Source organism: Streptomyces sparsogenes (assembly GCF_001704635.1).
GTDB classification, from domain to species: Bacteria; Actinomycetota; Actinomycetes; order Streptomycetales; family Streptomycetaceae; genus Streptomyces; species Streptomyces sparsogenes.
The window spans coordinates 1-26,059 of the sequence record NZ_MAXF01000036.1; the positions used below are offsets into that span (position 1 = coordinate 1).

Below are 26,059 nucleotides of genomic sequence, written 5' to 3' on the forward strand. Positions count from 1 at the left end.
AGGGCGCCCCAAGACGGGCCCTAGCAGCGGGCCCAAGCGGCCGGGGGCCTGGGCAGGAGGGGACGAGCGGCCGGCTCGGGCAGCGGGGGCGAGCGGCCGCACGTCGGGCAGGCCACCGCCGGGCATGGCCCCGCGCCCGGCGGCCCCGCACCCGGCGGCCCAGCACCCGGCGGCCCCATGCCGGGCATGGCCCCGTGCCGGGCGGCCGCGCGCCACGCGGCCCCGCGCCCAGTGCGGCCGCACGCCCGGCGCGCTGCCGCGCGCGGGAAGGGCGCACGGTAGGGCGCAACGCGGCGCGTGGCGACGGCGCGCGCACCGGTCGATGCGGCGCGTGCGCCCGGATTCGCGCCCGGCCGCCGTATCGTGCCGGAGCGCGACCCCACCGGTCCCGCGTCCGGTCCCCGCCCACTCCCGCATTGAAGGCCGAGTCTCTACCCTCGGTGACAGCCACCCCATCCGTCGAATCACCAGTACAGCCACCGATTCGGGCCGAGTCGCTTCCCGGTCCCCCACCTGTTTCCAGCCGGAAGGCGCACGCCATGCACCGGGCACTGATCGTCGTCGACGTCCAGAACGACTTCTGCGAGGGCGGCAGCCTCGCGGTCGCGGGCGGCGCGGATGTCGCCGCCGCCATCACCGACCTCATCGGGGAGGCGACCCCGGGTTACCGCCATGTCGTCGCCACCCGTGATCACCACATCGACCCGGGGGACCACTTCTCGGACCACCCCGACTACGAACGCACCTGGCCGCCGCACTGCGTCGCGGGCACCGAGGGCAGCGGCTTCCACCCGAACTTCGCGCCCGCCGTCGCCTCCGGAGCGATCGACGCGGTCTTCGACAAGGGCGCGTACGCGGCGGCGTACAGCGGCTTCGAGGGGGCCGACGAGAACGGCATGCCGCTCGCGCGCTGGCTGCGGGAGCGCGGGGTGACCGAGGTGGACGTGGTGGGTATCGCGACCGACCACTGCGTGCGGGCCACGGCCCTGGACGCGCGCCGCGAGGGGTTCGCGACGCACGTCCTGCTCGATCTGACCGCCGGGGTCGCCGAGACCACCACGGAGCGGGCCCTGGAGGAGCTGCGCGCGGCGGGCGTGGAGCTGTCGGGCAAGCCGGTGGTCTGAGGGCCGCTCGTTTCGCTCGTTTGTGGTGAGTATGGGACAGCGCCGTGACATCGGCGTGTCGCTGTCCCATACTCACCACAAATCGGCCGGCCCGGGCCTACGCCGTCGCGGGCGGCCGCAGCAGGGCCGCGATGGGGTGCCACAGCTCCCCCACCCCGTAGGGCGCCGTGCGCCACACCAGCCCGTCCGGGTGGTGCAGCACCGCCGTCACCTCGTCCGGGGTCGGCGGCGCGCTGTTCCCCCGCAGGTAGACCGCCCGCAGTCCGAGGTTGCGCAGCCTGGTCAGGGCGCGCTGGCGGTTCACGGCGTGCACCAGCACCCGTACGCCGCCCTCGCCGAGCGGTCGCGGCAGGGTCAGTGCCACGACCACGCTGCCGCCCGGCAGCTTGGTGAATCCTCCATCGGCCATGGGTCCATGTCCCCCGTGAGACGTCGTGTCAACAAGAAAGGTCGTAGGGGCATCTAAACGCGAACGGCCGCCGCCCGCTAGAGGGCGACGGCCGCTACCGCTGTGACCTGCGACGATGGCAGATCCGTCGATCTTAGGAGGCGGACCGGGAGACCTGCACGGTCATCGTGGAGGTGCCCGGGAACTCCTTCAGGATGGAGATCCGGGTGTTGGTGTCAGCAACCCGCACCCCACCCGTCGGGTTGGATTCGTACCAGTACGTACCCTTGTGATCGTCGAAGACCGGCGTGCCCCGCTTCGCCGGGACCTTCGCGGCCACACCGTTCTTGTGGAGCGTGAAGCCGTCCGTCGGGTACCAGCTGAAGGGCGAGTCGTAGGTCTGGACGCGGTTGCGCATCAGCGTGCCGTCGGCCCAGGTGTGCGGGGTGGCGTGCGCGTCGACGGGCAGGATCTGGCCGTAGCCGGGGTGCTCGCCGACGTTGTTGTCCGGCTGCGAGGTGTCCCACAGCCAGATCAGCAGGCCGTTCTGGTACGGGAAGTGCTCGACCCAGTCGGGCCGGCTGCCCAGCCAGCCGAAGTTGTACGGGCCGGTCTTGAGGGTCTTGTCGTAGGACACGTACTGGCGGTTCTCGGCGATGTAGTACTGCGGGTAGTCCTTGCTGAAGGACGCCCCGATGCGCGAGAAGCCGGCCGTGGTCCAGCCGTTGTCGTCGCCCTCGGCGCCGTCGGTCAGCACCGGCGCGCCGTCCGCCGTGAGGGTGATCGCGTCGGCCGCGAAGCCCCTCCCGGCGACGCCGCCGTCCGTCTGGTAGCGGAAGCGGAGCTGGATCTTCTTGCCCGCGTAGGCGTCGAGCGGGAAGGACAGCTTCTTGTACGCGCCCGAGGCCCCGGTCAGCGCGGGCTTGTCGGCGGCGTCGCGCGGAATGGCCTTGCCGTCCGCCGTGCCGTCCACCGGCGTCCAGTTGGCGCCGCCGTCCGTGGACACCTCGGTGTAGAGGTAGTCGTAGTTCTCCTCGATGTCCCACCAGCCCTTGAGGTCCAGGCTCGCCTTGGACTTGCCGGTGAGGTCCACGGACCGGGTCAGGGTGTTCTTGAGGTCGTCGCCCATGCCGCTCCACCACTGCTTGGAGCCCTCGGCGGGCGTGACGACCTCGGTGGTCACGGCCTTGTCGGGCAGCTGGACCACCAGCGCCTGCGGGTTCTTGGTGTTGTACTCGGCCGGCCCGAGGGTGTACCGGGACCTGGTGCCGGCCTTCGCCGTGTCGTAGTCCAGCCAGCCGAGCTGCAGCTTGTCCCAGGCGCTCATGTCGCCCGGCAGGTCGCCGATGGCGTCCTCGCCGGTGCCCAGCCAGGAGCCGGCGGACATCAGCGACCAGAAAGCGACCGCCGACTCGCCCTTGCCGGTGGTGTCGTACTCGTCCGGCAGGCCCAGGTCATGGCCGTACTCATGGGCGAAGACGCCGAGTCCGCCGTTCTCCGGCTGCATGGTGTAGTCGCCGACCCAGATGCCGGTGTCGCCGATCTGCGCGCCGCCGGCCTTGTTCCCGGCCGGGCCGGTCTGCCCCGCGTTCGTACCGTACGCGTACCAGCGGTGGGCCCAGATCGCGTCCGTGCCCTGGGTGCCGCCGCCCGCCGACTCGTCCTCGCCGGCGTGGACGATCTGGAAGTGGTCGATGTAGCCGTCGGGCTCGTTGAAGTTGCCGTCGCCGTCGAAGTCGTAGCGGTCCCACTGGTCGTACTTCGCCAGGTCCGCCTTGATGTCGGCGTCGCTGCGGCCGGCCGCCTTCTGGTCCTTGGCCCACTGGTTCACGCCGTCGCGGATCAGGTCCCAGGCGTTGGCGCAGTTGGTGTCGCCGCAGTAGTTGGAGCCGTAACGGGCCTCGTTCCAGTCGACTTTGACCCAGTCGGAGACCTCGCCGTCCACCGAGTAGCGGCCCGAGGACTGCTTCTCGTAGTACTTCTTCAGCGACTCCTTCCCCTTTTCGGCGGAGAAGTAGAGGTCCTGGAAGTGCTGCCGGTTGTAGTCCTTCTGCCAGGCGGTGCTGTTGTCGTCGGCCCGGTCCGGCTGGGGGATGGTGTTGTGCGCCGGGCCCGGCTGGCCGCCGTACTTCTTGACCGGCGGCTTCGGGCCGTCCGGGCCGTCCGGGTCGTACATGGTGGTGTCATCCACCTTGTCGCCGAACTCGACCAGGATCGTGAAGATCTTGTCGGTCTTCTCCCGGGCCAGCTCGACGTACTTGTCCTTGCCGAGCTTCACCACCCGCGACGCGCCGCGCCGTTCGGCCTTCGCGTCGCCGGATATGACCTGGCGCAGCGCCTCCTCGCGCTGAGCCTCCTGCTGCTTGCTGTAGGGCCCGGCCAGGTCGTGCTCGACATCGGTCTTCGCGGGCGCCGGGTCGCGGCGTTCGACACGCGTAGACGAACCCTCGTCCGCCTGGGCCGCACTCGTCGAGAGCGCCGCCGCGCCGAGCGCGGCGACCACGGTGGCGATGGCGGCCGCTCTGGCGGCCCTCCGTTGACTGTTCACTCTTCTCCAGTCCTCCCCAGTGACACCAGTGCGGGACATTTGACCGGAGAGGCAGGAGAAAAGACAGCCCTTGACTTGGACAGAGGGGACAAGTAGGTTTCCGGGCCCACCTCTACCGGATACCGGACGCCAACGGGCCCGCCGATCTCACCAGTTGGAATCGAGCACGGCTGTGTGCGCCCCTGCGCCCCCCGTGCAACGGCGCCGTGGGTCAGGTCACGCTTACTCGCGTTTCCCCTCGGGCATTCAGCACCGTAGAGTCATTTTGCCGGTGCACATCCGTGCGACTCCTGCCCCCCGCATAGTCGATGTCTCGAGGACGGATCCCGCCATGCCGCGCCCGACTCCTGCTCAGTTCGCCTACGGTTCGGCCACCGTCGTCTTGTCGACCTTCGCCATGCTGCTGCTGTCCCAGACGCGCGCGGGCCTCGGGGTCGCAGTGATCGCCGTGGCGGGGCTGGTGCTCGGACTCCTCGTCGCCGTCACGGTCCCCATGCCCGGCACCCCCCGCGCCGACCGGGCGACGGCGGCCCGTACGAACCGCGCGTCCCGGACCCCCGCACACGCACATGCCGAGCCGCTGGAGCCGCGGGTCAGCGAGCACTCGCTGCGCGGCTGAGGTCTCGGTCCTCGTCCGGCTAGGCCGCCACCACGACGGTCTTGGCCACCTTGTCGTGCAGGCACTGGCGCAGCGGCTGGTCCCAGGTGCACCACAGGACGTTGACCAGCCAGAACACGGTGCCCACCACCAGCGGGACCAGCATCCCCGGCAGCACGTACACCACGGCCCGCACCCAGCCCTGACCGTGCGGCACATCTCCGTCCGACAGCATCGCCACCCGGATGCGCAGCGCCTTCTTGCCGAGCGTCTGGCCGCTGCGGGCCAGCATCACGCCCTCGTAGACGAAGTAGACCGCCATGGTGATCACCAGGGCGAGGATCACCTTGGCCACGTCCTGTTCGCCCGGGTGGTCATAGGCGTAGGCGAGCGCGCCGGTCGCGGTGAGCGCCACGGTCCAGATGACGCCGAGGATCAGGGTGTCGACCAGCCGGGCGGCGAAGCGCTGACCGGGGGTCGCGGGGGGCGGCATTCCTTCGGGGCGGGTGTCGTGCTGGTACGAGAGCTGGTCGGGGGTCATGCCCCGATTACACCAGCAGGCGGTGGACGGCGGACAGCGCGGGGGCGGTGGGGCGGGCGGGCGGGCGGTCGGTCGGGCGGGCGGTGGGCCGGGCGGCGGATCAGGACGGGACGGAGACCACGACCGTCTTGGCGACCTTGTCGTGCAGGCACTGGTGGAACGGCCGGTCCCAGGTGCACCACAACACATTGACCAGCCAGAAGATGAAGCCGCAGCACGGCACGATCTCCGGCAGGGCGTAGGTGCCGGCGCGCAGCCAGCCCGGCTGGCCGGCCGGGATCTCCCCGTTCTCCAGCATGGCGACGCGGATCCGCATGACCTTCTTGCCCACCGTCTGGCCGTACTTGGTCAGCATCAGCCCCTCGTAGACGAAGTACACCAGGGCGTAGACGATCGTCATGGCGGTCGCCTCGTTGTTGTTGTTCACCGGGTCGTAGTCCCCCACGAGCACCGCCATCACCAGGCCCACCGGGATGCCGATGATCAGCGCGTCGACGATCCGGGCGACGAGGCGGCGGCCGCGGTTCGCGAGCGGGGGCATGCCCGCGAGCGGGTCGGCCGCCCCGTGCTCGCCGCCGTATGTGCCGCCGTAGGGCGAGCCGTACGAGGGCGGCGGCTGCCGCCCGGCGAACCGGTCGCCCTCCGGCTGCTCGGGCCGCGGCTCCTCCGGCCGGGGCTCCTCCGGCCGGGGTTCCCCGGGGCGGGGCTCGCCGTCCCGGGGCTCGTGGGGCCGGGGATCATCGGGCCCCGGCGTCGGCTGGTCGGTGCTCATGGCCCGAGTCGACCCCGGAGCCGGGGCAGCCGCATCCGGCGCGCTCCGTTCGGGCGACCGGGATGCACCGTACGTGTCAGCGCCCCGTACGGTGCCCGCGACCCGGCGGGCCGGGCCCGGCCCGGCCCCTCAGCCGCGACCCGCCACGAAGGTACGCGCCGCCTTGTCGTGCCAGCACTGCCGCCACGGGCGGTCGAACAGGCACCACAGCACATTGAGGACGCCGACCGCCAGCAGCCCGAGCACCCCGTACACCAGCCAGCGGCGCAGCGCGGCGCCGAACGAGGGGGTGTCGTGCTCCTCGATGTCCAGGACCCGCAGCCCGCACAGCTTCTTGCCCAGCGTGCCGCCCCACTTGGCGGTCGGCAGCGCCTCGTAGATCACGCCGACGAGGAGCAGCAGGCCGAGCACCGCGCCGAGGTAGGCGCCCGTGGTGCCGTCGAGCCAGTAGACGGTGACGGTCTCGCCGGTGAGCTTGGCGCGCTCCACCTTCTCGTCGAAGTGGTCGCTCGCCTTGGTCCACAGCGGGTACGCCGCCGCGCCGACGACGCCGAGGAGCACGGCGGAGTCGATGAGCCGGGCCAGGAGGCGCCGGCCGAGGGCGGCCGGCCGGCCTTGGGTCTGGGCGGCCCGCAGGAACGGGTTGTCGACGGGGGGCTTCCACGGGATGACGCCTTCCGGCGGGCCGCCGGGGGCGGCGCCGGGTGCCGGGGTCGTGCCGGGCGCACCGGGCCCGGGCTGCTGGGCGAGCTGCCGCACCTGCTGCTGCCAGCCGGGCTGCGGCTGTTGCTGCTGGGGCTGCTGGGGTTGTGGCTGTTGCTGGGGTTGTTGCTGCTGGGGCTGCGGGTGCGGCTGTTGTGGTGGCAGGGGCTGCTGCTGGGGCCGGGCTCCGGGCGCACCGCCCTGCGCGGGGACGCCGCCGGGGGGCGCGGCGGGGCCGCCGGCCGGCCCGCCCTGCGGGGGAGGGCCACCGGGAAGCAGGACGCCGCCCTGCGGGGGCAGCCCACCCGCGCCCTGCGCGGGAGCGGCCCCGCCGGGCCGGCCGGGAGCCGCCGCGCCGCCGCCCTGCTTGGCCGCGCCGCGCCCGAGGGCCCGGATCGTCAGCGTGCCGTCGTCGCGGGTGGGTGCGCCGCCGCTCGGCGCGCCCGCCGCGGGACCCGCCGCCTGGCCGCCGCCCGCCCCGGGGGCGGCCCGGCCGGGCCGGACCGCGCGGATGGAGATCGTGCCGTCGCCGCCGGTCGTACGCCCGCCGCCGGGCGCGGCCGCACCGCCGCCCGCGCCGGGGGCCGGCTGCCCCGAGGGCAGTTCGGCGGCGCGCCGCGCGGGCGGCAGCGCCTGGGCGGACGCGGGCGCGTCGGCGCCGACGGGGCCGCCGGAGCCGGGGCCGGTCACGGCCTGGCGCGGATCGGGCACCCCCGGCCCGGCGGGTCCGCCGGAAGCGGGGCCGCCGGCGCCCGCCGGGTCCGCGCCCCAGGAGACGCGACGGTCCTGGTCGCCGCCGAACCCGGACTGCCGGGACGCGTCGGCCTGCCAGGCCGAGGCGGGCTCCGGCCGGGAGCCGTGCAGCCGCTGCGGGTCGTTCCAGTCCATGGCGGCCGGGACCGCGCCGCCCGCCCCCGGGCTCGGGGCCGAGTTCGGGTTCGCGGCCGGCGGCACCGGCTCGGGCCCCCGCCCGCCCCGCGCGTCCCCCCGTACGTCCATCTCGCCGCGCGGCCGCAGCTCCGGCAGCGCCCGCCCGCCGTCCCCCTGCTCTCCGCTCCGCCCCGCGGCCGGGGGCTCCTCGTCCAGGAACATGGGACCGGTCTCGTCCGGCACCGGGGCCGTGACCTGAGTGTGGGTCACTCCGGGCGGCGGCGCGGGCATGGCCTCGCCGTCACTCGGCGCGGGCTGGCTGGTGCCGGGCACCCAGGCGGCGCCGTTCCAGTAACGGATGTAGCCAGGGATGGACGGATCAGGATAAAAGCCAGGAATGGAGCTGCCGTCCGCGGATCCTGAGGTAGGGGCGCTCATGATCTCCGATGTCCCGTATCTGCTCGGCCGTGCTGTGCTGCGCCGCGCCTGTGCGGTGCGTCGCGGTGGGGGGCGACAAGCAGTCTGCCGTACGAGGGCCGCAGTGCAACACGGAGCGCGCTGTCAAGGTCTATCAGACCGGCCCGCGGCCCGTACCCGCCCTCGGCACTCACCACTCTCCCGTGCGAGCGCGCCGCCGCCGTACGAGCGGATCCCCCGCGCCGTACGAGCGGGTCACCGATACGCGTCGGTGGGCGGCGGGGTGATGGTGTGGGTGGTCAGCTGGGGGTCCTCGCCGGCGGCGTCGGCTATGTCCACGCAGCGGGCGAAGCGTGTGCCGCGGTCCCGCATGTGGGTGATCAGGGCCCTGAGCGCTTCGGCCCGGCCCGGGCGTCCGGTGAGGGAGGGGTGGAGGGTGAGCATGAACAGGGCCTGGTGGCGGGCGTGGGCGTCGGCTTCGTCGCGCCACATGGTCAGGACGGTGTGCGGTGCCTGGATGATCGAACCGACGTGGGGGTCGGGCAGGAACGCGTACTGCTCCCAGTCGTCGAGCGACCAGTGCGGGGGCAGCTCGAGGAACTGGCCGCGGGGGGTGGTGACGCGGTAGGGGCGGTCGTGGCCCATGAGCGAGGAGTCGTACAGGCCATGTTCCGCGACCAGTTCGCAGGTCGCCGCGTTGGCCTGCCAGTTCGCCGCCCGGTATCCGGCGATGGGGACCTTTTGCCGGGCGAAGACCTCCAGGGTCCGGGTGAAGTCCGCGCGCTGTTCGGCGTCGGTCATGTCGGTCGGCGAGCGGTGGGCGTAGGTGTGGTGGGCGACTTCGTGGCCGTGTTCGAGGATGGTGGGGGCCAGTCGGGGGTGGTGTTCGGCGACCCAGCCGGGGATGAAGAACGTCGCGGACACCTCTTCCTCGCGCAGCAGCGCGAGCAGCCTCGGGACGCCGACGTCCAGACCGTACTGCTCGTGGGACATGGTGCTGGTGTGGGTGGCGTAGTGCCGGCCGCGGGCCAGGACGGGGGTGTGGGCGTCCACGTCGATGGTCAGGGCGGCGACGGTGCCGCCGCCGTGCCAGGCGGAGGTGGTGGGCATGGGCTGGGCTCCTTGCGGGCGGAGCCGCCCTGCGCGGTGGCGGGGGGCCGGCGCGCAGGGCGGGGCGGTGCTGGGTGGGGTCAGGGCCGGGGGGCGGGCTGCCGCTGCTGCCAGGCGGCGACGTTGGCGAGGGTGACGGTCGGGTCGAGCATGGCCGGGTCGAAGGGGTGGATGGGCCGGCCCTCGGCCAGTCTGCGAGGGTAGTCGGGGTTGGCGAGCGCGGCGCGGCCGAGGGAGAGCACGTCGGCGTGGCCGTCGTCGAGGACATGGGCGGCCAGGCCCGGGTCCGCCAGGCCGCCGTTGGCGATGACGGGCAGGCCGGTGACGCGGCGGGCCAGGGCAGTGAGGGTTTCGCCGGTTTCCAGGGTGGAGCCCTGCGCCCAGCCCGCGCCTTCGCCCGCGAGGTGGATGTAGGTGGCGCCGGCGTCGGCGACCGCGGTGAAGACGGTGACGGCGTCGGGGGCGCCGGCCCACCGGTGGTGGTGGTCGTTGACCTTGCCTTCGGACAGGCGTACGCCGACCCAGAACGCGGGGTCGTCGTTCTCCTTGCGGATCTCGCGGATGATCCGGGCGGTCAGCCGGATCCGGTTGGCGGTGGTGCCGCCATAGTCGTCGGTGCGGGTGTTGGTGTAGTCGGTGAGGAACTGGTCGAGGAGGTAGCCGTTGGCGGCGTGGACCTCGACGCCGGTGAATCCCGCGCGGCGGGCGCGGCCCGCGGCCGCGACGAAGCCTTCCACGACGGTGTCGATGTCGTCGCCGGTCATGGCGTGCGGCACCGGCCAGGGCCCCGAGCCGCCGTAGGCGGGCATCATCCGTCCTCGTGGCCGGACGGCCGAGGGGCCGGCGGTGCGCGCGCTGTACGGGTTGCCCTGGGAGAGGGCCCCGGCGTGCATGAGCTGCATCACGGGGTGGGCGCCGGCGTCGCGCACGGCGTGGGCGATGGACTGCCAGGCGTTCTCGTGGGCGGGGGTGATGACGCCGGGCTGGTCGAGGTAGCCCTGGCTGTAGTGCGGGTCGGTGTAGACGCCTTCGGTGATGACCAGTCCGAAGCCGCCGCGGGCGTAGGCGGCGTAGTAGTCGGCCATGTCGGGGGTGGGGGTGCCGTCCCCGGAAGCGGATATGCGCGTCATGGGCGCGACGGCGAGACGGTTGGGCAGGGTGGCGTCGGCCAGGCGGACCGGTTGCAGGGCCGGGTGGTCGCTCATGCGGGAACTCCGTTTGGTACTGGGGTGGTTCGGTGATGTCGGGAGGTGGCGTCAGGCGCCGGCGGGGCCGTCGGAGAAGACGGTGACCGACAGGGGGGTGGGGTCCCCGTCGTTGACCACCGGTGCGAGGTCCTGCGGGCAGGCGGAGAGCACGGCCAGGCAGTCGACGACGGCGGTGAAGGTGATGGAATCCCCCGGCCTGGTGGACGCGGGGCGCCGGACCAGTTGGTCCGCGTCCACCCGGACGTCCATGAAGACGTTGACGGGTTGGGGGATGCTGTCGGTGTGGATCCCGTGGGCGGCCAGCGCGTCGACGAGGTTCTGCGCGCAGGAGGCGTGCCGGGGCACCCCCAGCGCCCGGTAGCGTTCCGCGTCGCAGGCGGCGATGAGCATGTCGTGCCGGCCCGGCGAGGTGTCCTCGGCGAGGGTCAGGACGGGACGGCGCAGATTGGTGACGAACTGCTGGCCGACGGCGGGGAAGAGGCGGGAGGTCGCGGCCCGGGTGTGGGAGGCGCTCAGGTACTCGCCGGGGTCGTCGGTGCGGTAGACGAACAGGTCTCCGACCTGCCCGCCTTCCTGGTCGGTGATCCGCAGGTGCTGGCCGGCGGCGAGGGGGAACGCCTTCACGCCGCGCGCCGGAACGGTCACGGCGCTGGTGGTGGTGGCTGTCATATCGGGTACTCCATCAGGCGGTCCCGGCCGCCATCCAGGGAAGAACGACCACAGTTCCGGGGCAGTCGATGTGTGATCACACACCAGTGGGGACTTCCGGTGCGGCCGGTGTGCCGCCGCTGCGGGCCTTGCGGCGCTCCTGGCGCGCCAGGAGGTAGTGCAGACCGCCGGCGACCAGCCCGCCGGACAGCCAGGAGAAGTCGGTGTCGCCCAGCGCACGCGCCAGGGGGCCCTGCATGGCGGGGACCAGTCCGTACTGCCAGCACCAGCCCGCCACGATGCCCGCACCCAGCGCGGCCAGTGCCCGCGGGCGCCACGCCGGCCCGTCCTGCGCGTACAGGGACGCCACATCCACCCGGCCGCGGCGCAGGACGTAGTACTCCACGAGCATGACGCCGGCCCATGGGCTGATCCACACCAGGATGGACGCCATCCAGTGGTCGAACGACTCCGCGAAACTGGGGGACCGCATGAAGAGCAGCAGCGCGCCGGTGGCCACGGCCCCGGCCAGCAGCGTCACCTTCCAGCGCGCCACCCGCACCCCGACCGTCAGCGCCGCCAGGGAGCAGGAGTAGAGGTTCAGGATGTTGGTGGCGACGGGGCCGTGCATGATCAGGAGCAGCACCGGCAGGGCCATGGTGCCGAACGAGGCGATCACCAGTTGGGACGGGTCGCCGCCCTTGCCCGCGCCGGCCAGGCAGGCACCCAGCGCCGCCAGCCAGACGGTGGGCACGTACATGCCCAGTGCGGTGGCCCAGAACACCCGCCGGGCCGGCACCTGCGGAGCGACGAACCGCGAGTAGTCGGCCGAGTAGGGCACCCAGCTCACGCCCCAGCCCACGCCGATCGCGGTCAGCAGTTGGGTGATCGCGGTGAACTTCTCCCGGCCCCCTTCGGCGGTGCCACCGCTCCAGCGCAGGTCCACCTGCGTCAGCGACAGCACCGTCATCACGGCCATCACCAGCACGGTGGCGGGCACGGTGTACTTCTCGAAGGAGCGGATGGCGTAGAAGCCGACGACGGCCAGCCCCAGTTGCAGGGCCATGACCACCGCGGCCACCAGGTACTTGAGCCCGGCACCGCCGTGGATGCCCAGTTCGCCGAGCATGGCGACGGCAAGGTCCAGGATGACCCAGGTGTTGACCCCCACCCAGCCCATCGTCAACACCCCTTGGATCACCCCGGGGATGATCGCGCCACGCTGCCCGAACGCGGCCCGGCCCAGCACCATCTGGTTCACGCCGGTGCGGTGCCCCATGAGGTTGAACGCTCCGAACACCGCGCACCCGATCGCGTTTCCGGCGGCGATGACCACCAGCGTTTCCCACAGGCTCAGTCCCAGCGTGATCCCCAGCGCGCCCAGGACCCAGTTGATCGGCGCCACGTTGGCGCCCACCCAGATCCACCACTGGTCCATGGCCGAGGAGTCCCGGCCGTGCTCGGGTACGGGCTCCACCCCGTGCACATCGAAACTCGGCGGTTCCACGGCTGTGGGGTGCGAGGGGCTTGGTGGCGTCATGGCGACCTCCGGGGCTTGGCTCAGGAATGTGGCCAGGCCCACGTCATCACCGGACGGGGCGCTACCCCTAGTGGTCGGATTACTCCTTCTTGGCCGTGAGAAGTGGTGGAATATCCACCGTGCTCACCATCAGTGCCCTCGTCGCCCTCCCCCATCTCGGGCTCTCCGTCATCGTCCCCGGCCCGCCCGGCGCGCTCGACGCCGAGATCGCCTGGCTTCACAACACCGAACTGCCCGACCCCTCCGGCTACATCGGCCGCACCGAGCTGGTCCTGACCAACGGGCTGTGGCTGTCCTCGACCCCGGCCGGCGAGTTCGTCGCCCACTGCCGTGCCGCCGGCGCCGCCGGCATCGTCTTCGGCCTGCGCGACGCCACCCCCGCCACCCCGGCCGGCCTCGTCGAGGCATGCCGCACCGCCGGTCTCCCCCTCCTCCAGTTGCCGACCAAGGTGCCGTTCACCGCCGTCACCCAGGCCGCCGCCGATGTCCACGCCACCGAGAAACAGACCCCTCTGGCCGCCTCGCTGCGCCGGGGCACCGCCTTCACCAACGCCATCTCCGCCGGCGCGGGAGCCGACGGCGTCCTGGGCGTCCTGCGCCGGGAACACAACCTGCCCCTGGCCGTGGTCGACCGCACCGGCGCCGTCCTCGCCCACAGCGGGGGCGCCGCGCTGAGCGCCGAGGACGCGCACACCGCCGCCGTCTCCCTCGCCCGCACCCCGCCGCCCCTGGAACTCGCCCTCACCGAGGACACCACCGCGACGCTCCTGCCCGTCGGCACCACGGGCCGCCCCGACGCCGCCCTGCTGTGCCTGCGCGCCGCCGCCGACCTCACCGAGGCCCAGCAGCAGGCCCTGGGGCAGGCGGCCCACTACCTCGCCCTGGAAATCGCCCGCCGCCAGGCCATCCGGGCCGGCGAGGAGCGCTTCGCCGGCGAACTGATCGACATGATCGTCTCCGGGGTCGGATCAGTCGGCGACATCGCCCGCCGCCTGGGGGCGTTCGGGGTCGACCCCGACCAGCCCCTCGCCACCCTGGCCTTCGCCACCCGCGGCGACACCCCCATGAGCGACCTCGCCGCCGCGATCCGCACCGCGCTCACCGACCGCGGCATTCCCGCCATGGTGGCCACCGGCCACGCCGATGTCGTCGCGGTATGCGCCTGGCGCCGGCCCGGCACCGACCTGACGGACTGGTGCCGCCGTCTCGCCGAACACCTCGCCGAACACCTCCCGGACCACCGCACCGTCATCGGCATCGGCAGCCCCGTCACCGGCGCCACCCACCTGCGCACCGCCCTGCTGGAAGCCCGCCGCGCCGGCTCCGTCCTCGCCCAGACCAGCCGCCATCTCACCGTCGCCCGCCTGACCGACCTCCCCACCTACCACACCCTCCTCAGCCGGGCCGATCCCCAGCTGCTGCACCAGCTCACCACCGCCATCCTCGGCCCACTCCGCGACTACGACGCCGCACACGACGGCCGGCTCGAAGCTACCCTGCGCAGCTTCCTGGACCACCAGGCCAGCCCCACGGCCACCGCCCAGGCCATGCACCTGCACGTCAATTCCCTCTACAAGCGCCTCACCCGCATCAGCGCCCTGACCGGCCGCGACACCACCACACTCACCGGGCGCCTCGACCTCCTCCTCGCCCTCGAAGCGGACGCCCTCACCAGCCCCTGACGCCACGGTCGCGCACCGCGCCCGGCCGGGCCCCCGGGCCGTCAGCCTCTCCTTGATCGGCCTCCCTGGGTCGGCTTCTCCTAGGTCCAGCAGACCTACGCTGAGGCCGCCGCGAGCCTTTTCGGCCACGAATACTGGAAGCCATGGACCGCAACACCGAGCTCAGCGAGTTCCTGCGGACCCGCAGGGCCCGGCTGCGCCCCGAGGACGCGGGTGTGCAGGCGACCAGCCCCGGCCCCCGGCGAGTGCCGGGGCTGCGCCGGGAGGAGCTGGCGCACCTGGCCGGGGTGAGCACGGACTACTACACCCGGCTGGAACAGGGCCGTCACCTCAATGTCTCGGAGGCGGTGCTCGACGCGGTCGCCCGGGCCCTGCGCCTGAACGACACCGAGCGCGCGTACCTCTTCGAGCTGGCCAAGCCCCGGCCCCGCCGCGCGCTGCGCCGCCGGCCGCTCCGCCCCCAGCGGGTGCGGCCCGGTGTGCACCGCATGCTCCAGATGCTGGAGGGGGTCTCGCCCGCCTTCGTGCTCGGGCGCGGCGGCGATGTGCTGGCCGCCAACCGGCTGGCCCGCGCGCTGATCACCGACTTCGACGCGCTGCCGTACCGCGAGCGGAACATGAACCGCTTCATGTTCCTCGACCCGGCGGCCCGCGAGCTCTACGGCGAGTGGGACACCTACGCGGCGGAGATGGTGGCCTCCCTCCGGCTCCAGGCGGGCCGGCACGCCGACGACCCGGGCATCACCGAGCTGGTCGGCGAGCTGACGATCAAGAGCCCGGAGTTCCGTACGTGGTGGGCCGACCACAACGTGCGGGAGAGGTCGCACGGCGTGAAGATCTACCGCCACCCGGTGGTCGGGGAGATGACGCTGTCCTACGAGACCGTGACCTTCCCCGGCGATGACGACCAGTCGATGTGCGTGTACACGGTCGAGCCCGGATCGCCCTCGGAGGCGGCTCTGCAACTGCTCGCCAACTGGACCGCGGCCCCGCCCGACCGTCCCTCCTCCCCCTCTGCCCCCTTTTCCTCCCCCCCTTCCCCTTCCCCTTCCACGTCCCGACACCCTCTTCAGGGAGATCACTGACATGACCACCAGCGTCACCGCCTACGCCGCGCCCGCCCCCAAGGCCCCGCTGGAGCGCACCACCATCGAGCGCCGCGCCGTCGGGGAGCACGACATCCTGATAGAGATCGCCTACGCGGGCATCTGCCACTCCGACATCCACCAGGCCCGCGAGGAGTGGGGCACCGCCCAGTTCCCGATGGTGCCCGGCCATGAGATCGCGGGCATCGTCACCGAGGTCGGCCCGGGCGTCACCAAGTACGCCGTGGGCGACCGGGTCGGGGTCGGCTGCTTCGTCGACTCCTGCCGCGAGTGCGAGAACTGCCTGGCGGGCGAGGAGCAGTACTGCCTCAAGGGCGAGGTGGCGACGTACAACGGCAAGCAGTACGACGGCGAGCCCACGTACGGCGGCTACAGCACCCACATCGTCGTCGACGAGAACTACGCGCTGCGCATCCCCGACGGCCTCTCGCTCGACGTCGCCGCCCCGCTGCTGTGCGCGGGCATCACCCTCTACTCCCCCCTGGCCCACTGGAACGCCGGCCCCGGCAAGAAGGTCGCCATCGTGGGCCTCGGCGGCCTCGGCCACATGGGCGTGAAGATCGCCCACGCCATGGGCGCGGAGGTCACCGTCCTCAGCCAGTCGCTCCGCAAGAAGGACGACGGCCTGCGGCTGGGCGCCGACCACTTCCACGCGACCAGCGACGAGTCCACCTTCACGGAGCTGGCCGGGTCCTTCGACCTCATCGTCAACACGGTCTCGGCGAACATCCCCCTGGACTCGTATCTCTCGCTGCTGAAGCGGGACGGCACGATGGTGCACGTGGGCGGTCCGGAGTTCCCCAGCTCCTTCCACCAGTTCTCGCTGATCATGGGCCGTAAGTCGATGGCGGGCTCGAAGATCGGCGGAATCCGGCAGACCCAGGAGATGCTGGACTTCTGTGCGGCGCACGGCTTCGGCGCGGAGATCGAGGTGATCACGGCTGACCAGATCAACGAGGCTTACGACCGGGTCGTGAGCAGCGATGTGCGGTACCGGTTTGTGATCGACATCGCGTCCCTGAAGAGCTAGGGCCGTCGCTCGACTTAAGTCGCAGGGACGCAGACCATCGGCTGACGACAGGGCGAGCCGTCGTTCCCGAGACTGGTGAGGGGTCGCAGACAGCGACCCCGGACACCAGGGGGACGACAGTGACGACAGCGCGGAGCAAGCGGAGCCAGGGGATCAGCCGAGGGCGTTTTCTGGCGGGCGCGGGGGCCGTGGGGGCCGCGGCGGCCTCGGGAGCGCTGCTGACACCGGGCGGCCGGGCGGAGGCAGCGGACCGGCCCGGCCGGCCTGACCAGCCCAACCGGCCTGATCGGTCCGCTCGGTCTGATCGGCCCGGTCTGACGTACCGGGGGGTGTCGTACGAGGTCATCGACGGCGAGACGCCGGCGACGAGCTGGAGCATGGCTCGGATGCGCGGGGACATCCGAGCCATCCAGCAGGATCTGCACGCCGGCTCGGTCTCGGTCTTCGGCACGGGCGTCGAGCGGCTCGCGGCCACCGCCTCGGAGGCGGCGGAGCGCGGGCTGCACATCTGGCTCCAGCCGCGCCTGGCCGATGTGCCCCACCGGGACATCCTGGATCACCTGGCCGAGACCGGCCGGCACGCCGAGCGCCTGCGGCGCCAGGGCGCCCGGGTCCTTCTCAGCGTGGGCGCGGAGTTCGTGCTGTTCGTCCCGGGCATCGTGCCGGGGGACAACGCTCTGGAGCGCGTCCAGAACATGCTCAGCGGAAACTTCGACCCCGAGAAGATGGTGCGCCGGCTGCGCGAGTTCACCGCCCGGGCAGCGAAGGTCGGCAGGTCCGTCTTCAAGGGGCGGATGACGTATGGCGCCGCGCAGGACGAAGAGGTCGACTGGGACCTGTTCGACCTGGTCAGCGTCAATTACTACGCGTACTTCCCGCGCAAAGCCGACTACGTCCGCGAGCTCACCCCGTTCCTGCGCTGGGGCAAGCCCGTCGTCATCTCCGAGTTCGGCTGCTGCACCTTCAAGGGCGCCCCCGAGCAGGGCGGCATGGGGTGGAGCGTGGTGGACTACGACAAGGAGCCGCCGGAGATCATTGGCGACCTGGTCCGCAGCGAGCGGACCCAGGCGGCCTATCTGACCGATCTGCTCGACGTCTTCGAGTCGATGAGCCTGTACGCGGCGCTGGTGTACCAGTTCGTCACCCCCGACGCCCCGCACCGGGCCGACCCCCGCTACGACCTCGACCTGGCGAGCTACGGCCTGGTCAAGCCCCTCTGGAAGACGTTCGAGGACCCGACCCCCGACTGGCACTGGGAGCCGAAGGAGGCCTTCCACGCCCTGGCCGGGCACTACGCCCGAGCGGGGTCGCCCCGGCTCAGCCCGCGGAGTGCGTCAGAAGCGTCCGTACCCCACCGCCCGTGAGCGTCACCGCCTCCGGCGCGCCCGCGTCGATGGCCAGGGACAGCTCATCGGAGGGCCAGCCCTCGGCGAGGGCGCCCAGCGGGACCCGGTGGTAGCGGTGGATCTGCGGCAGGGCCTGGTGCATACGGTCCGGGGTGGTGAAGACGGGCACCAGCTGGGCGCCGTCCTCCTGCTCGAAGACGGGGAGGGTCACGGCTTGGGGATCCGTGTCCTCCGTCGCTTCCGGCGCGGGAAGCAGCACCTCGCTGTTGGCGAGGGTGTCCAGCGCCGAGGCGTCCGCGCGGGCGGCGGCGAGCTCGCCGAGGGCGTGCTGGGTGGCGGAGACGGTGTTGTCGTCGGGGAGGTCAGTCATGATTCCGTCCAGCGATCGGTTGGGTATGTGGGCTGGCATATGGCCGAGGGCCGAAGCCGTAAAGCCGGTCGAGTACCCGACCGCATGCCGTTGACACACCCCGCCGGCCCGCGACCCCCGCCCGGCCCCGAAAACGTGCTCGTCAGGCCAGGTCGCGGAAGAAGGCGCGGATGTCCGTCACCAGCAGCTCCGGCTGCTCCATGGCCGCGAAGTGCCCGCCCCGGTCGTGCTCCGTCCACCGCACGATGTTGTTGGTCCGCTCCGCGATGTGCCGCAGGGGGATGAAGTTGTCCCGGGGGAAGTCGGCGAAGGCCGTCGGCACGGTGGACGGCTCGGGGCCCGTGGCGGGGGCGTGGGCCCGTTCGTAGTAGATGCGGCCGGAGGAACCGGCGGTGCCGGTGAGCCAGTAGAGCATGACGTTGGTGAGGAGCTGGTCGCGGTCCACGGCGTCCTCGGGGCGGTCGCGGGAGTCGGTCCACTCCTTGAATTTCTCGGCGATCCAGGCGAGCTGGCCGACGGGTGAGTCGGTGAGCGCGTAGGCCAGGGTCTGGGGGCGGGTGGTCTGGATGTCGGCGTAGCCCTGGCGGTCGCGGAGCCATTCCCGGTGCCGCTCCCAGGAGGCGAGGGTGCGGTCGCGTTCGGCCGGGGTCAGGGTGGCCAGGTGGGCGGGGTCGGGCTCCTCGGCGGCCTGCGCGCCGGGGATCAGGTTGAGGTGGACGCCGATGAGCCGGTCGGGGTGGAGGCGGCCGAGCTCCCGGGAGATCGCGGCGCCCCAGTCGCCGCCCTGCGCCCCGTAGCGCTGGTAGCCGAGGCGCTCCATCAGCTCGGCGAACGCGGCGGCGACCCGGTGGTACTCCCAGCCGGTCTCCCGCGTCGGTCCGGAGAGAGTGAACCCCGGGATGCTCGGCAGGACGAGGTGGAACGCCTGGGAGGGGTCGCCGCCGTGGGCTCGTGGGTCGGTGAGGGGGCCGGCGACCTGGGTGAATTCCACGATGGAGCCCGGCCAGCCATGCGTCATGATCAGCGGGGTGGCGTCGGGTTCGGGGGAGCGGATGTGGGCGAAGTGGATGTTCGCCCCGTCGATCGTGGTGGTGAACTGCGGCCACTCGTTCAGCCGCGCTTCGGCGGCGCGCCAGTCGTAGGTGTGGCGCCAGTACCGCACCAGCTCCCGCAGATAGTCGCGTGGGACGCCGTACGACCAGCCCACCCCGGGCAGTTCATCGGGCCATCGCGTGCGATCCAGCCGGGCGTGGAGATCGTCCAGCTCGGCTTCGGGGATGTCGAGGCGGAAGGGGCGAATGGTCTCGGCCAGGTCGGTCATACCGCCGCATGCTAGGTTCGCCGACTTTATACAGCGAGCAAAATACGGCCGCCGACTCGCCCGGCTGTGGCAGTGACCTCGTCTTATGTGAATACTTTCGCCCAGTACCAGAGGCTTGGCGAAGAGGGCGGGGGCGTCATGGCGTTGCGGGGGCAGATGGCCGGATGGTGGCGTACACCGCCCTTCGGAGTGACCCTCTGATGGGGTGGGATCTGACGCCCGACTGGCTCGACGACGCGGTCGAGTCGGGCACGGAGGCCGTCGGGGACGGTGTCGAGTGGCTGGGGAACAAGACCGCGGAGGGCCTGGACAAGGTCGGCTGGGAGAGCGGGGCCGACTGGGTCCGCGACAAGTCCCGCTCCGCGGCCAACGCCCTGGGCGCCGACGTGGCCGAGATGCGGCTGGACGAGACCGAGGACTCGAGGAAACTGGTCTTCGGCAGCGCGGGCAAGCTGCGGTCCACGGCCACCCACCTGCGCGACTTCCAGAAGGCGTTCGACCAGGTCGGCAAGGGGCTGAAGGGACTGGACGCCTCCCATCTGAAGGGTCAGAGCGCGGACACCTTCCGCGAGAAGGTGTCCGTCGAACCGCAGAAGTGGTTCAAGGCGGCCGACGCCTGCGAGAAGGCCGCGGCGGCCCTGGAGGGCTTCGCCGGCACCGTGGAGTGGGCACAGGGCCAGGCGGCAGAGGCCGTCGAGGCGTACAAGGCGGCGAAGAAAGCGTCGGAGGAGGCGCGGTCCGCGCACAACGCGAAGGTGGAGGCATACAACACGGCGGCCGACACCTACAACGCCGCCGTCAAGGACGGCAAGGACCCGGGGCCCGAGCCGAAGAAGCCGGGGGCCTTCCACGACCCGGGCCCGGCGAAGGCCAAGGCCGCGCAGGAGATCCTGGACGAGGCGCGGCGGCAGCGGAACAAGGCGGAGGAGACGGCGCGCAGGGCGGTGGAGCAGGCGCGGGACGCGGCCCCGCCCAAGCCCTCCTACAGCGAGCAGGTCAAGGACGGGCTGGACGGCCTGTCACTGGATCTGGACCACTTCGCCGGCGGGGTGGTCAAGGGGACGGCTGGGCTGGTCAACTTCGCGCGTCAGCTCAACCCCCTGGACCCGTACAACCTGACCCATCCAGCCGAGTATGTGACGAATCTGAACAGTACGGCGGCGGGTCTGGTCACGCTGGCCAACGACCCGATGGGCGCGGGCAAGAACATGCTCGACGCCTTCGCCAAGGACCCCGGCGAGGGGCTGGGCCGACTGGTGCCCGAACTGATCGGCACCAAGGGACTCGGCGTGGCCCGGGAGGGCCTGACGGCCGCCTCGTACGCCCGGCGCGGGACGGAGGCCGCGCGGGCGACCCGGGCCGGAGAGGACGCGGCGCGGGCGGCGCTGCGCAAGGAGGGGCGGCACCCGTTCGCGCGGGAGGACGCCCGGAAGACCTGCAAGGGCACCGATCCGGTGGATCTGGCGACGGGCAAGATGTTCCTGCCGCAGACGGACGTGGCCCTGCCCGGTGATCTGCCGCTGGTGTTCCGCCGCCGGGTGGAGTCCGGCTATACGGCAGGGGGCTGGTTCGGCCCGTCGTGGTCGAGCACGGCCGACCAGCGGCTGGAGATCGACGCCGAGGGCGTGGTGTTCATCAGCGAGGACGGGCTGCTGCTGCCCTATCCGCACCCGGCCCCCGGCCTGCCCACCCTCCCCGAAGCGGGCCCCAGGTGGCCGCTGGAACGGGACCCCGACGGCGACTACACCCTCACCGACCCCGCCACCGGACACACCCGCCACTTCACCGGACCACGGGGCGGAGGCGACGGGGTCGCGCGGCCGGCGCGGATATCCGACCGCTCGGGCCACGTCATCGCCTTCGAGTACGACGCCGACGGAGCGCCCGCCGCCCTCGTCCACTCCGGCGGCTACCACCTGAAGCTGACCACCCAGGACGACCGGATTACCGCCCTGCACCTGGCCGGCGGCGCGCCCGACGGCTCCGACCAGGAGATCGTCCGCTACGGCTACACCGACGGCAACCTCACCGAGGTCGTCAACTCCTCCGGTCTGCCGCTGCGGTTCGAGTACGACGACGAGCGCCGGGTCATCTCCTGGACCGACACCAACCAGCGCCGCTACGACTACGTCTACGACAACCGCGACCGCTGCATCGCCGAGGGCGGCGAGGCGGGCCACGTCTCGGTGCGGCTGGACTACGACCGCGTCGACCAGGCCACCGGCCACCGGATCACGACCGTCACCACCCCCGACGGCCACACCACGCGCTACCTGGTCAACGGCCTCTGCCAGGTCGTCGCCGAGACCGACCCGCTGGGCCACACCACCCGTACCGCCTACGACCGCCACCACCGGCCGCTGACCCGCACCGATGCCCTCGGCCACACCACCACCCACACCTACGACGAGGCCGGGCGCCTCGTCGCCGTCACCCGCCCGGACGGCCGCCGGGCCACCGCCACGTACGACGCGTTCGGCCTGCCCCTCACCCTGACCGGCGCGGACGGCGCCACCTGGCGGCAGACCTACGACGAGGCGGGCCGCCGCACCGCCCTGACCGACCCGGCGGGTCACACCACCCACTACACCTATGACGCCCGGGGCCACCTGGCCGCCGTCACCGACGCGCTGGGCGCCACCACCCATGTGCGCTGTGACGCGGCGGGCCTGCCCGTCGAGATCACCGACCCGCTGGGCGCCACCACCCGCTACGAGCGCGACGCGTTCGGCCGCCCCGTCGCCCTCACCGATCCGCTCGGCCGCACCACCCGGCTGGAGTGGACGGTCGAGGGCAAGCTCGCCACCCGTACCCACCCGGACGGCAGCCGGGAGTCGTGGACGTACGACGGCGAGGGCAACTGCACCAGCCACACCGACCCGGGCGGCGCCACCACCCGTTGCGAGTACACCCACTTCGACCTGCCGGTGGCCCGCACGGGCCCGGACGGGGTGCGCTACGAGTTCAGCCACGACAGCGCGCTGCGGCTGACCCAGGTCACCAACCCGCAGGGGCTGACCTGGTCCTATGAATACGATCCGGCGGGCCGCCTGGTGGCCGAGACCGACTTCGACGGCCGCACCCACACGTACGCCCACGACGCGGCCGGATGGCTCACCGCCCGCACCAACCCGCTCGGCCAGACGATCCACTACGAGCGCGACGCGCTGGGCCGCACGGTCCGCAAGACCGCCGACGGCCGGACCACCACCTTCACCTACGACCCCGCCGGACACCTGGCCACCGCCACCGGACCCGACGTCGAGGTGGCCTACCACCGCGACCGCATGGGCCGCGTCAAGTCCGAAGTGGTGGGCGACCGGGTCCTCACCCACGCGTACGACGCGCTGGGCCGCCGGGTGCGCCGCACCACCCCCACGGGCGCCACCACCACCTACGCCTACGACCCGGCGGGCAACCGCACCACCCTCACCGCCTCCGGCCACACCCTCGCCTTCGACCACGACGCCACAGGCCGCGAAACCACCCGCCACATCGACGACACCCTCACCCTCGCCACCGCCTGGGACCCCCTCGGCCGGCTCACCGCCCAGACCCTCACCGGCCACACCCTCACCGGCCAGGCGGCCGCCGCCCCCCTCCACCACCGCACGTACACCTACCGTCCCGACGGCCACCTCACCGGCATCGACGACCACCACACCGGCCCCCGGACCTTCACCCTCGACACGGCGGGCCGCGTCACCACCGTCCGCGCCGAGGGCTGGACCGAGACCTACGCCTACGACGAGGCCGGCAACCAGACCCACGCCACCTGGCCCGAGCCCCACCCCGGCACCGACACCGACGCCCACGCCGACGCCGATGCCGACGCCTCGGGAGACCGTGCGTACACCGGCACCCGCATCACCCGCGCCGGGCGCGTCCGCTACGAGCACGACGGCGCGGGCCGGCTCACCCTCCGTCAGAAGACCCGCCTCTCCCGCAAGCCCGACACCTGGCGCTACACCTGGGACGCCGAGGACCGCCTCACCGCCGTCACCACCCCCGACGGCACGGTGTGGCGCTACCTGTACGACCCCCTCGGCCGCCGCACCGCCAAACAACGCCTCGCCGACGACGGCGAAACGGTCGTCGAGCAGACCGACTTCACCTGGGACGGGCCCACCCTCGTCGAGCAGACCACCACCACACCCGGCCTCCCCCACCCCACCACCCTGACCTGGGACCACCAGGGCCGCCACCCCGTGGCCCAGACCGAGCGCACCACCGACACCGCCACCCAGCGCGAGATCGACCAGCGCTTCTTCGCCATCGTCACCGACCTCATCGGCACCCCCACCCATCTCGTCGACGAGACCGGCGACATCGCGTGGAAGGCCCGCACCGCCCTGTGGGGCACCACCACCTGGGCCGCCGACAGCACCACGTACACGCCGCTCCGCTTCCCCGGCCAGTACGACGACCCGGAAACCGGCCTCCACTACAACCACCACCGCTACTACGACCCCGAAACCGCCCGCTACCTCACCCCCGACCCCCTGGGCCTGGCCCCCGCCCCCAACCCCGCCACCTACGTCCACAACCCCCACACCTGGGCGGACCCGTTGGGCCTGGGCCCGTACCCCGGCGGCGAAACCCGTTCCGGGGTCGGGAAGTTCCTCGGCAAGCTCTTCACCCGCCAGCCCTCTGCCGAGGAATTGTCCGACGCGGCCATCAGGGCCAAGCGGGTGCCCATGAGACTGGAGGACCTGCAAGACGTCGTTCTGCACGATCGCACCGAGCCGGAGAAGTTGGCGGCCATGCGCGGAATGGATGACGAACGCCTCCTGGAGTCGATCAACAACCCGGACGAGCTGGGCGGCAGCATCGTCATGGGCAACGGAGAGCTGGTCAATGGGAACCACCGCATCGGCGAGGCCCTGGATCGCATGCACGACCCGTACTCTCCAGGAATCACCCCCGACACAGAGGTTTGGGTTGTCCCATGAGGAACTGGCTGAGGAGATCCAGCCGAGTCCAGTCGTATTTCGGCTGGCCCGTCCCCGCCGCCGTCAGGATGGCGTCGCGTTCCCGGATGCGGGAGCTGGTGGAGACGGCGCGGACGAGCGGCTTCAGCAGGAAGGGTGTCGGCCTCGACCTGGAAGCCGGGGAAACCTTTGTGGTGGTCCCGTATCTGCCGGAGCTCACACCCGTCAAGAGCTGGATCTGCCTCATCGCGGCCTTTCCTCACGCCATGGACTTGCCGGTCGGAGAGAGGCCGCGATGCGACTTCGCCAGGCTCGACATCGCTGAAGCGGACTTCAACTCACTGTCTCCGGCCAAGGCGAAGGTCAGAGATCAGCTCCTGCACTGGCTGGCGTGGGAGGCGCACCAGGGCCACAGAAACCGCGACAAGAAGTGATCACGCGAAGAGCTTGCCCGGGTTCAGCAGGCCCAGCGGGTCGAAGACCTGCTTGATGCCCCGCTGCATCTCCACGCCCACCGGGCCGAGTTCCCGGGCCAGCCATTCGCGCTTGAGGACCCCCACCCCGTGCTCCCCCGTGATCGTGCCGCCCAGTTCGAGGCCAAGCGCCATGATCTCGTCGAAGGACTCCCGCGCGCGCCGTGACTCGTCCGGGTCCGAGGCGTCGAAGCAGACGGTGGGGTGGGTGTTGCCGTCGCCGGCGTGGGCGACGACGCCGATGGTCAGGCCGTACTTCTCGGCGATCGCGGCGGTCCCGTCGATCATCGCGGCGAGCCGTGAGCGCGGGACGCAGACGTCGTCGATCATCGTGACGCCCTTGACCGCCTCCAGGGCCGGGAGGGTCAGCCGGCGGGCCTGGAGCAGCAGATCGGACTCGGCGGCGTCCTCGGCCGGGACGACCTCGGTGGCTCCGGCGGCGGTGCACAGCTCGCCGACGGCGGCGAGGTCGGCTGCCGGGTCGGGGGTGTCGAAGGCGGCCAGGAGGAGGGCTTCGGTGGTGTCCGGGAGGCCCATGTTGGCCAGGGCGTTGACCGCGTGGACGCTGGTGCGGTCCATGAGTTCGAGCAGCGAGGGGGTGTGTCCGCGCTCCATGATCTGGCAGATGGCGTCGCTGGCGGTCGCCGTGGAGGGGAACTCGGCGGCGAGGACGAGCTGCTCGGGCGGGGCGGGCTTGAGGGCGAGCACGGCGCGGACGACGATGCCGAGGCTGCCCTCGGAGCCGACGAACAGCCGGGTCAGGTCGTAGCCGGCGACGCCCTTGGCGGTGCGGCGGCCGGTCTTCAGCAGGCGGCCGTCGGCGAGGACGACGTCCAGGCCCAGCACGTATTCGGCGGTGACGCCGTACTTCACGCAGCACAGGCCGCCGGAGGCGGTGCCGATGTTGCCACCGATGGTGCACTGCTCCCAACTGGAGGGGTCCGGCGGGTAGTACAGGCCGCGCTCCATGACGGCGCGCGACAGGACGGCGTTGACCACGCCCGGCTCCACGACCGCGATCCGGTCCACCGGGTTGATCTCCAGGATCCGGTCCATCTTCACGAGGGAGAGGACGATGCAGCCGTCGGACGCGTTGGCGGCCCCTGACAGGCCCGTACGAGCGCCCTGCGGCACGACCGGGACGCGCAGGCGGGTCGCGGTGCGCATCACGTGCTGCACCTGCTCGACGCTGCGCGGGAGGACGACGACGGCCGGGGTGCCCGCCTCGCAGAAGCTCGCCATGTCGTTGGCGTACGAGCCCATGACGTCGGGGTCGGTCACGACGGCCTCGGAGGGGAGGCCCTCCCGCAGCGTTTCGATCAGGTCAGCCATGG

At 72.1% G+C, this 26,059-nt stretch carries 20 protein-coding genes; 8 read left to right on the plus strand and 12 right to left on the minus strand.

Features of this window, described 5'->3' with window-relative positions; all coding sequences use genetic code 11:
• The first annotated feature begins 539 nt into the window (after positions 1–539).
• On the plus strand, positions 540–1,124 hold the full coding sequence (locus tag BBH68_RS07615) for an isochorismatase family protein (protein ID WP_065960041.1): 585 nt from the start codon (positions 540–542) through the stop codon (positions 1,122–1,124).
• A gap of 97 nt (positions 1,125–1,221) precedes the next feature.
• Here the strand turns inward: BBH68_RS07615 and BBH68_RS07620 are convergent, their stop codons facing one another.
• Both BBH68_RS07620 and BBH68_RS07625 read right to left on the minus strand, forming a co-directional pair.
• A complete protein-coding gene (locus BBH68_RS07620) occupies positions 1,222–1,533 on the minus strand; it encodes a hypothetical protein (RefSeq protein WP_065960043.1) in 312 nt (103 codons plus the stop codon).
• A 133-nt stretch (positions 1,534–1,666) separates the two neighbouring features.
• The gene (locus tag BBH68_RS07625; RefSeq protein ID WP_065960044.1) at positions 1,667–4,060 is read right to left on the minus strand and encodes an immune inhibitor A domain-containing protein; all 2,394 of its coding nucleotides are present in this window, start codon (positions 4,058–4,060) and stop codon (positions 1,667–1,669) included.
• Positions 4,061–4,391: 331 nt separating this feature from the next.
• Between BBH68_RS07625 and BBH68_RS07630 the strand changes: the two genes are divergently transcribed.
• Positions 4,392–4,679: a hypothetical protein gene (locus BBH68_RS07630; protein ID WP_065960045.1), complete on the plus strand. Its 288-nt coding sequence runs from the start codon at positions 4,392–4,394 to the stop codon at positions 4,677–4,679.
• Between the two features lie 19 nt (positions 4,680–4,698).
• Here the strand turns inward: BBH68_RS07630 and BBH68_RS07635 are convergent, their stop codons facing one another.
• The 7 genes from BBH68_RS07635 to BBH68_RS07665 all read right to left on the minus strand — a co-directional run bounded on the left by BBH68_RS07635 (position 4,699) and on the right by BBH68_RS07665 (position 12,433).
• Positions 4,699–5,199, minus strand: coding sequence for an RDD family protein (locus BBH68_RS07635; protein ID WP_065960047.1), 501 nt, complete (start codon positions 5,197–5,199; stop codon positions 4,699–4,701).
• Between the two features lie 100 nt (positions 5,200–5,299).
• Complete coding sequence (locus tag BBH68_RS07640) at positions 5,300–5,971, minus strand: RDD family protein (protein ID WP_065960048.1); 672 nt, start codon at positions 5,969–5,971, stop codon at positions 5,300–5,302.
• A 129-nt stretch (positions 5,972–6,100) separates the two neighbouring features.
• Positions 6,101–7,981 (minus strand): RDD family protein, encoded by a 1,881-nt coding sequence (locus BBH68_RS07645; RefSeq protein WP_065960049.1) that lies wholly within the window; start codon positions 7,979–7,981, stop codon positions 6,101–6,103.
• A 234-nt stretch (positions 7,982–8,215) separates the two neighbouring features.
• Positions 8,216–9,070, minus strand: coding sequence for a polysaccharide deacetylase family protein (locus BBH68_RS07650; RefSeq protein ID WP_065960051.1), 855 nt, complete (start codon positions 9,068–9,070; stop codon positions 8,216–8,218).
• An 80-nt stretch (positions 9,071–9,150) separates the two neighbouring features.
• Positions 9,151–10,275, minus strand: a complete 1,125-nt coding sequence (locus BBH68_RS07655) for an oxidoreductase (protein ID WP_065960053.1) — start codon at positions 10,273–10,275, stop codon at positions 9,151–9,153.
• Positions 10,276–10,326: 51 nt separating this feature from the next.
• Complete coding sequence (locus BBH68_RS07660; protein ID WP_065960054.1) at positions 10,327–10,947, minus strand: DUF1989 domain-containing protein; 621 nt, start codon at positions 10,945–10,947, stop codon at positions 10,327–10,329.
• Between the two features lie 76 nt (positions 10,948–11,023).
• A complete protein-coding gene (locus tag BBH68_RS07665) occupies positions 11,024–12,433 on the minus strand; it encodes a purine-cytosine permease family protein (protein WP_245737946.1) in 1,410 nt (469 codons plus the stop codon).
• 152 nt (positions 12,434–12,585) lie between these two features.
• Between BBH68_RS07665 and BBH68_RS07670 the strand changes: the two genes are divergently transcribed.
• The 4 genes from BBH68_RS07670 (at position 12,586) to BBH68_RS07685 (ending at position 17,648) form a co-directional block, all read left to right on the plus strand.
• Positions 12,586–14,148 (plus strand): PucR family transcriptional regulator, encoded by a 1,563-nt coding sequence (locus BBH68_RS07670; RefSeq protein WP_065960057.1) that lies wholly within the window; start codon positions 12,586–12,588, stop codon positions 14,146–14,148.
• Positions 14,149–14,291: 143 nt separating this feature from the next.
• Complete coding sequence (locus BBH68_RS07675; RefSeq protein WP_065960059.1) at positions 14,292–15,233, plus strand: helix-turn-helix transcriptional regulator; 942 nt, start codon at positions 14,292–14,294, stop codon at positions 15,231–15,233.
• Position 15,234: 1 nt separating this feature from the next.
• On the plus strand, positions 15,235–16,284 hold the full coding sequence (locus BBH68_RS07680) for an NAD(P)-dependent alcohol dehydrogenase (protein ID WP_065960060.1): 1,050 nt from the start codon (positions 15,235–15,237) through the stop codon (positions 16,282–16,284).
• Positions 16,285–16,472: 188 nt separating this feature from the next.
• Positions 16,473–17,648 (plus strand): glycoside hydrolase family 113 protein, encoded by a 1,176-nt coding sequence (locus BBH68_RS07685; RefSeq protein ID WP_065960062.1) that lies wholly within the window; start codon positions 16,473–16,475, stop codon positions 17,646–17,648.
• Here the strand turns inward: BBH68_RS07685 and BBH68_RS07690 are convergent.
• The gene (locus tag BBH68_RS07690; RefSeq protein ID WP_065960064.1) at positions 17,602–18,000 is read right to left on the minus strand and encodes an SseB family protein; all 399 of its coding nucleotides are present in this window, start codon (positions 17,998–18,000) and stop codon (positions 17,602–17,604) included. The genes BBH68_RS07685 and BBH68_RS07690 overlap by 47 nt on opposite strands.
• A gap of 142 nt (positions 18,001–18,142) precedes the next feature.
• Positions 18,143–19,321, minus strand: coding sequence for an epoxide hydrolase family protein (locus tag BBH68_RS07695; protein WP_065960066.1), 1,179 nt, complete (start codon positions 19,319–19,321; stop codon positions 18,143–18,145).
• 200 nt (positions 19,322–19,521) lie between these two features.
• On the opposite strand from BBH68_RS07695, the gene BBH68_RS07700 reads away from it, so the two are divergent.
• Both BBH68_RS07700 and BBH68_RS07705 read left to right on the plus strand, forming a co-directional pair.
• Positions 19,522–24,273, plus strand: coding sequence for a putative T7SS-secreted protein (locus BBH68_RS07700; protein ID WP_245737947.1), 4,752 nt, complete (start codon positions 19,522–19,524; stop codon positions 24,271–24,273).
• Positions 24,270–24,686, plus strand: coding sequence for a hypothetical protein (locus tag BBH68_RS07705; RefSeq protein ID WP_065960067.1), 417 nt, complete (start codon positions 24,270–24,272; stop codon positions 24,684–24,686). Before BBH68_RS07700 ends, BBH68_RS07705 begins: the two co-directional genes overlap by 4 nt.
• Here the strand turns inward: BBH68_RS07705 and BBH68_RS07710 are convergent, their stop codons facing one another.
• A complete protein-coding gene (locus BBH68_RS07710) occupies positions 24,687–26,057 on the minus strand; it encodes an FAD-binding oxidoreductase (RefSeq protein ID WP_065960069.1) in 1,371 nt (456 codons plus the stop codon).
• Positions 26,058–26,059: the final 2 nt, after the last annotated feature.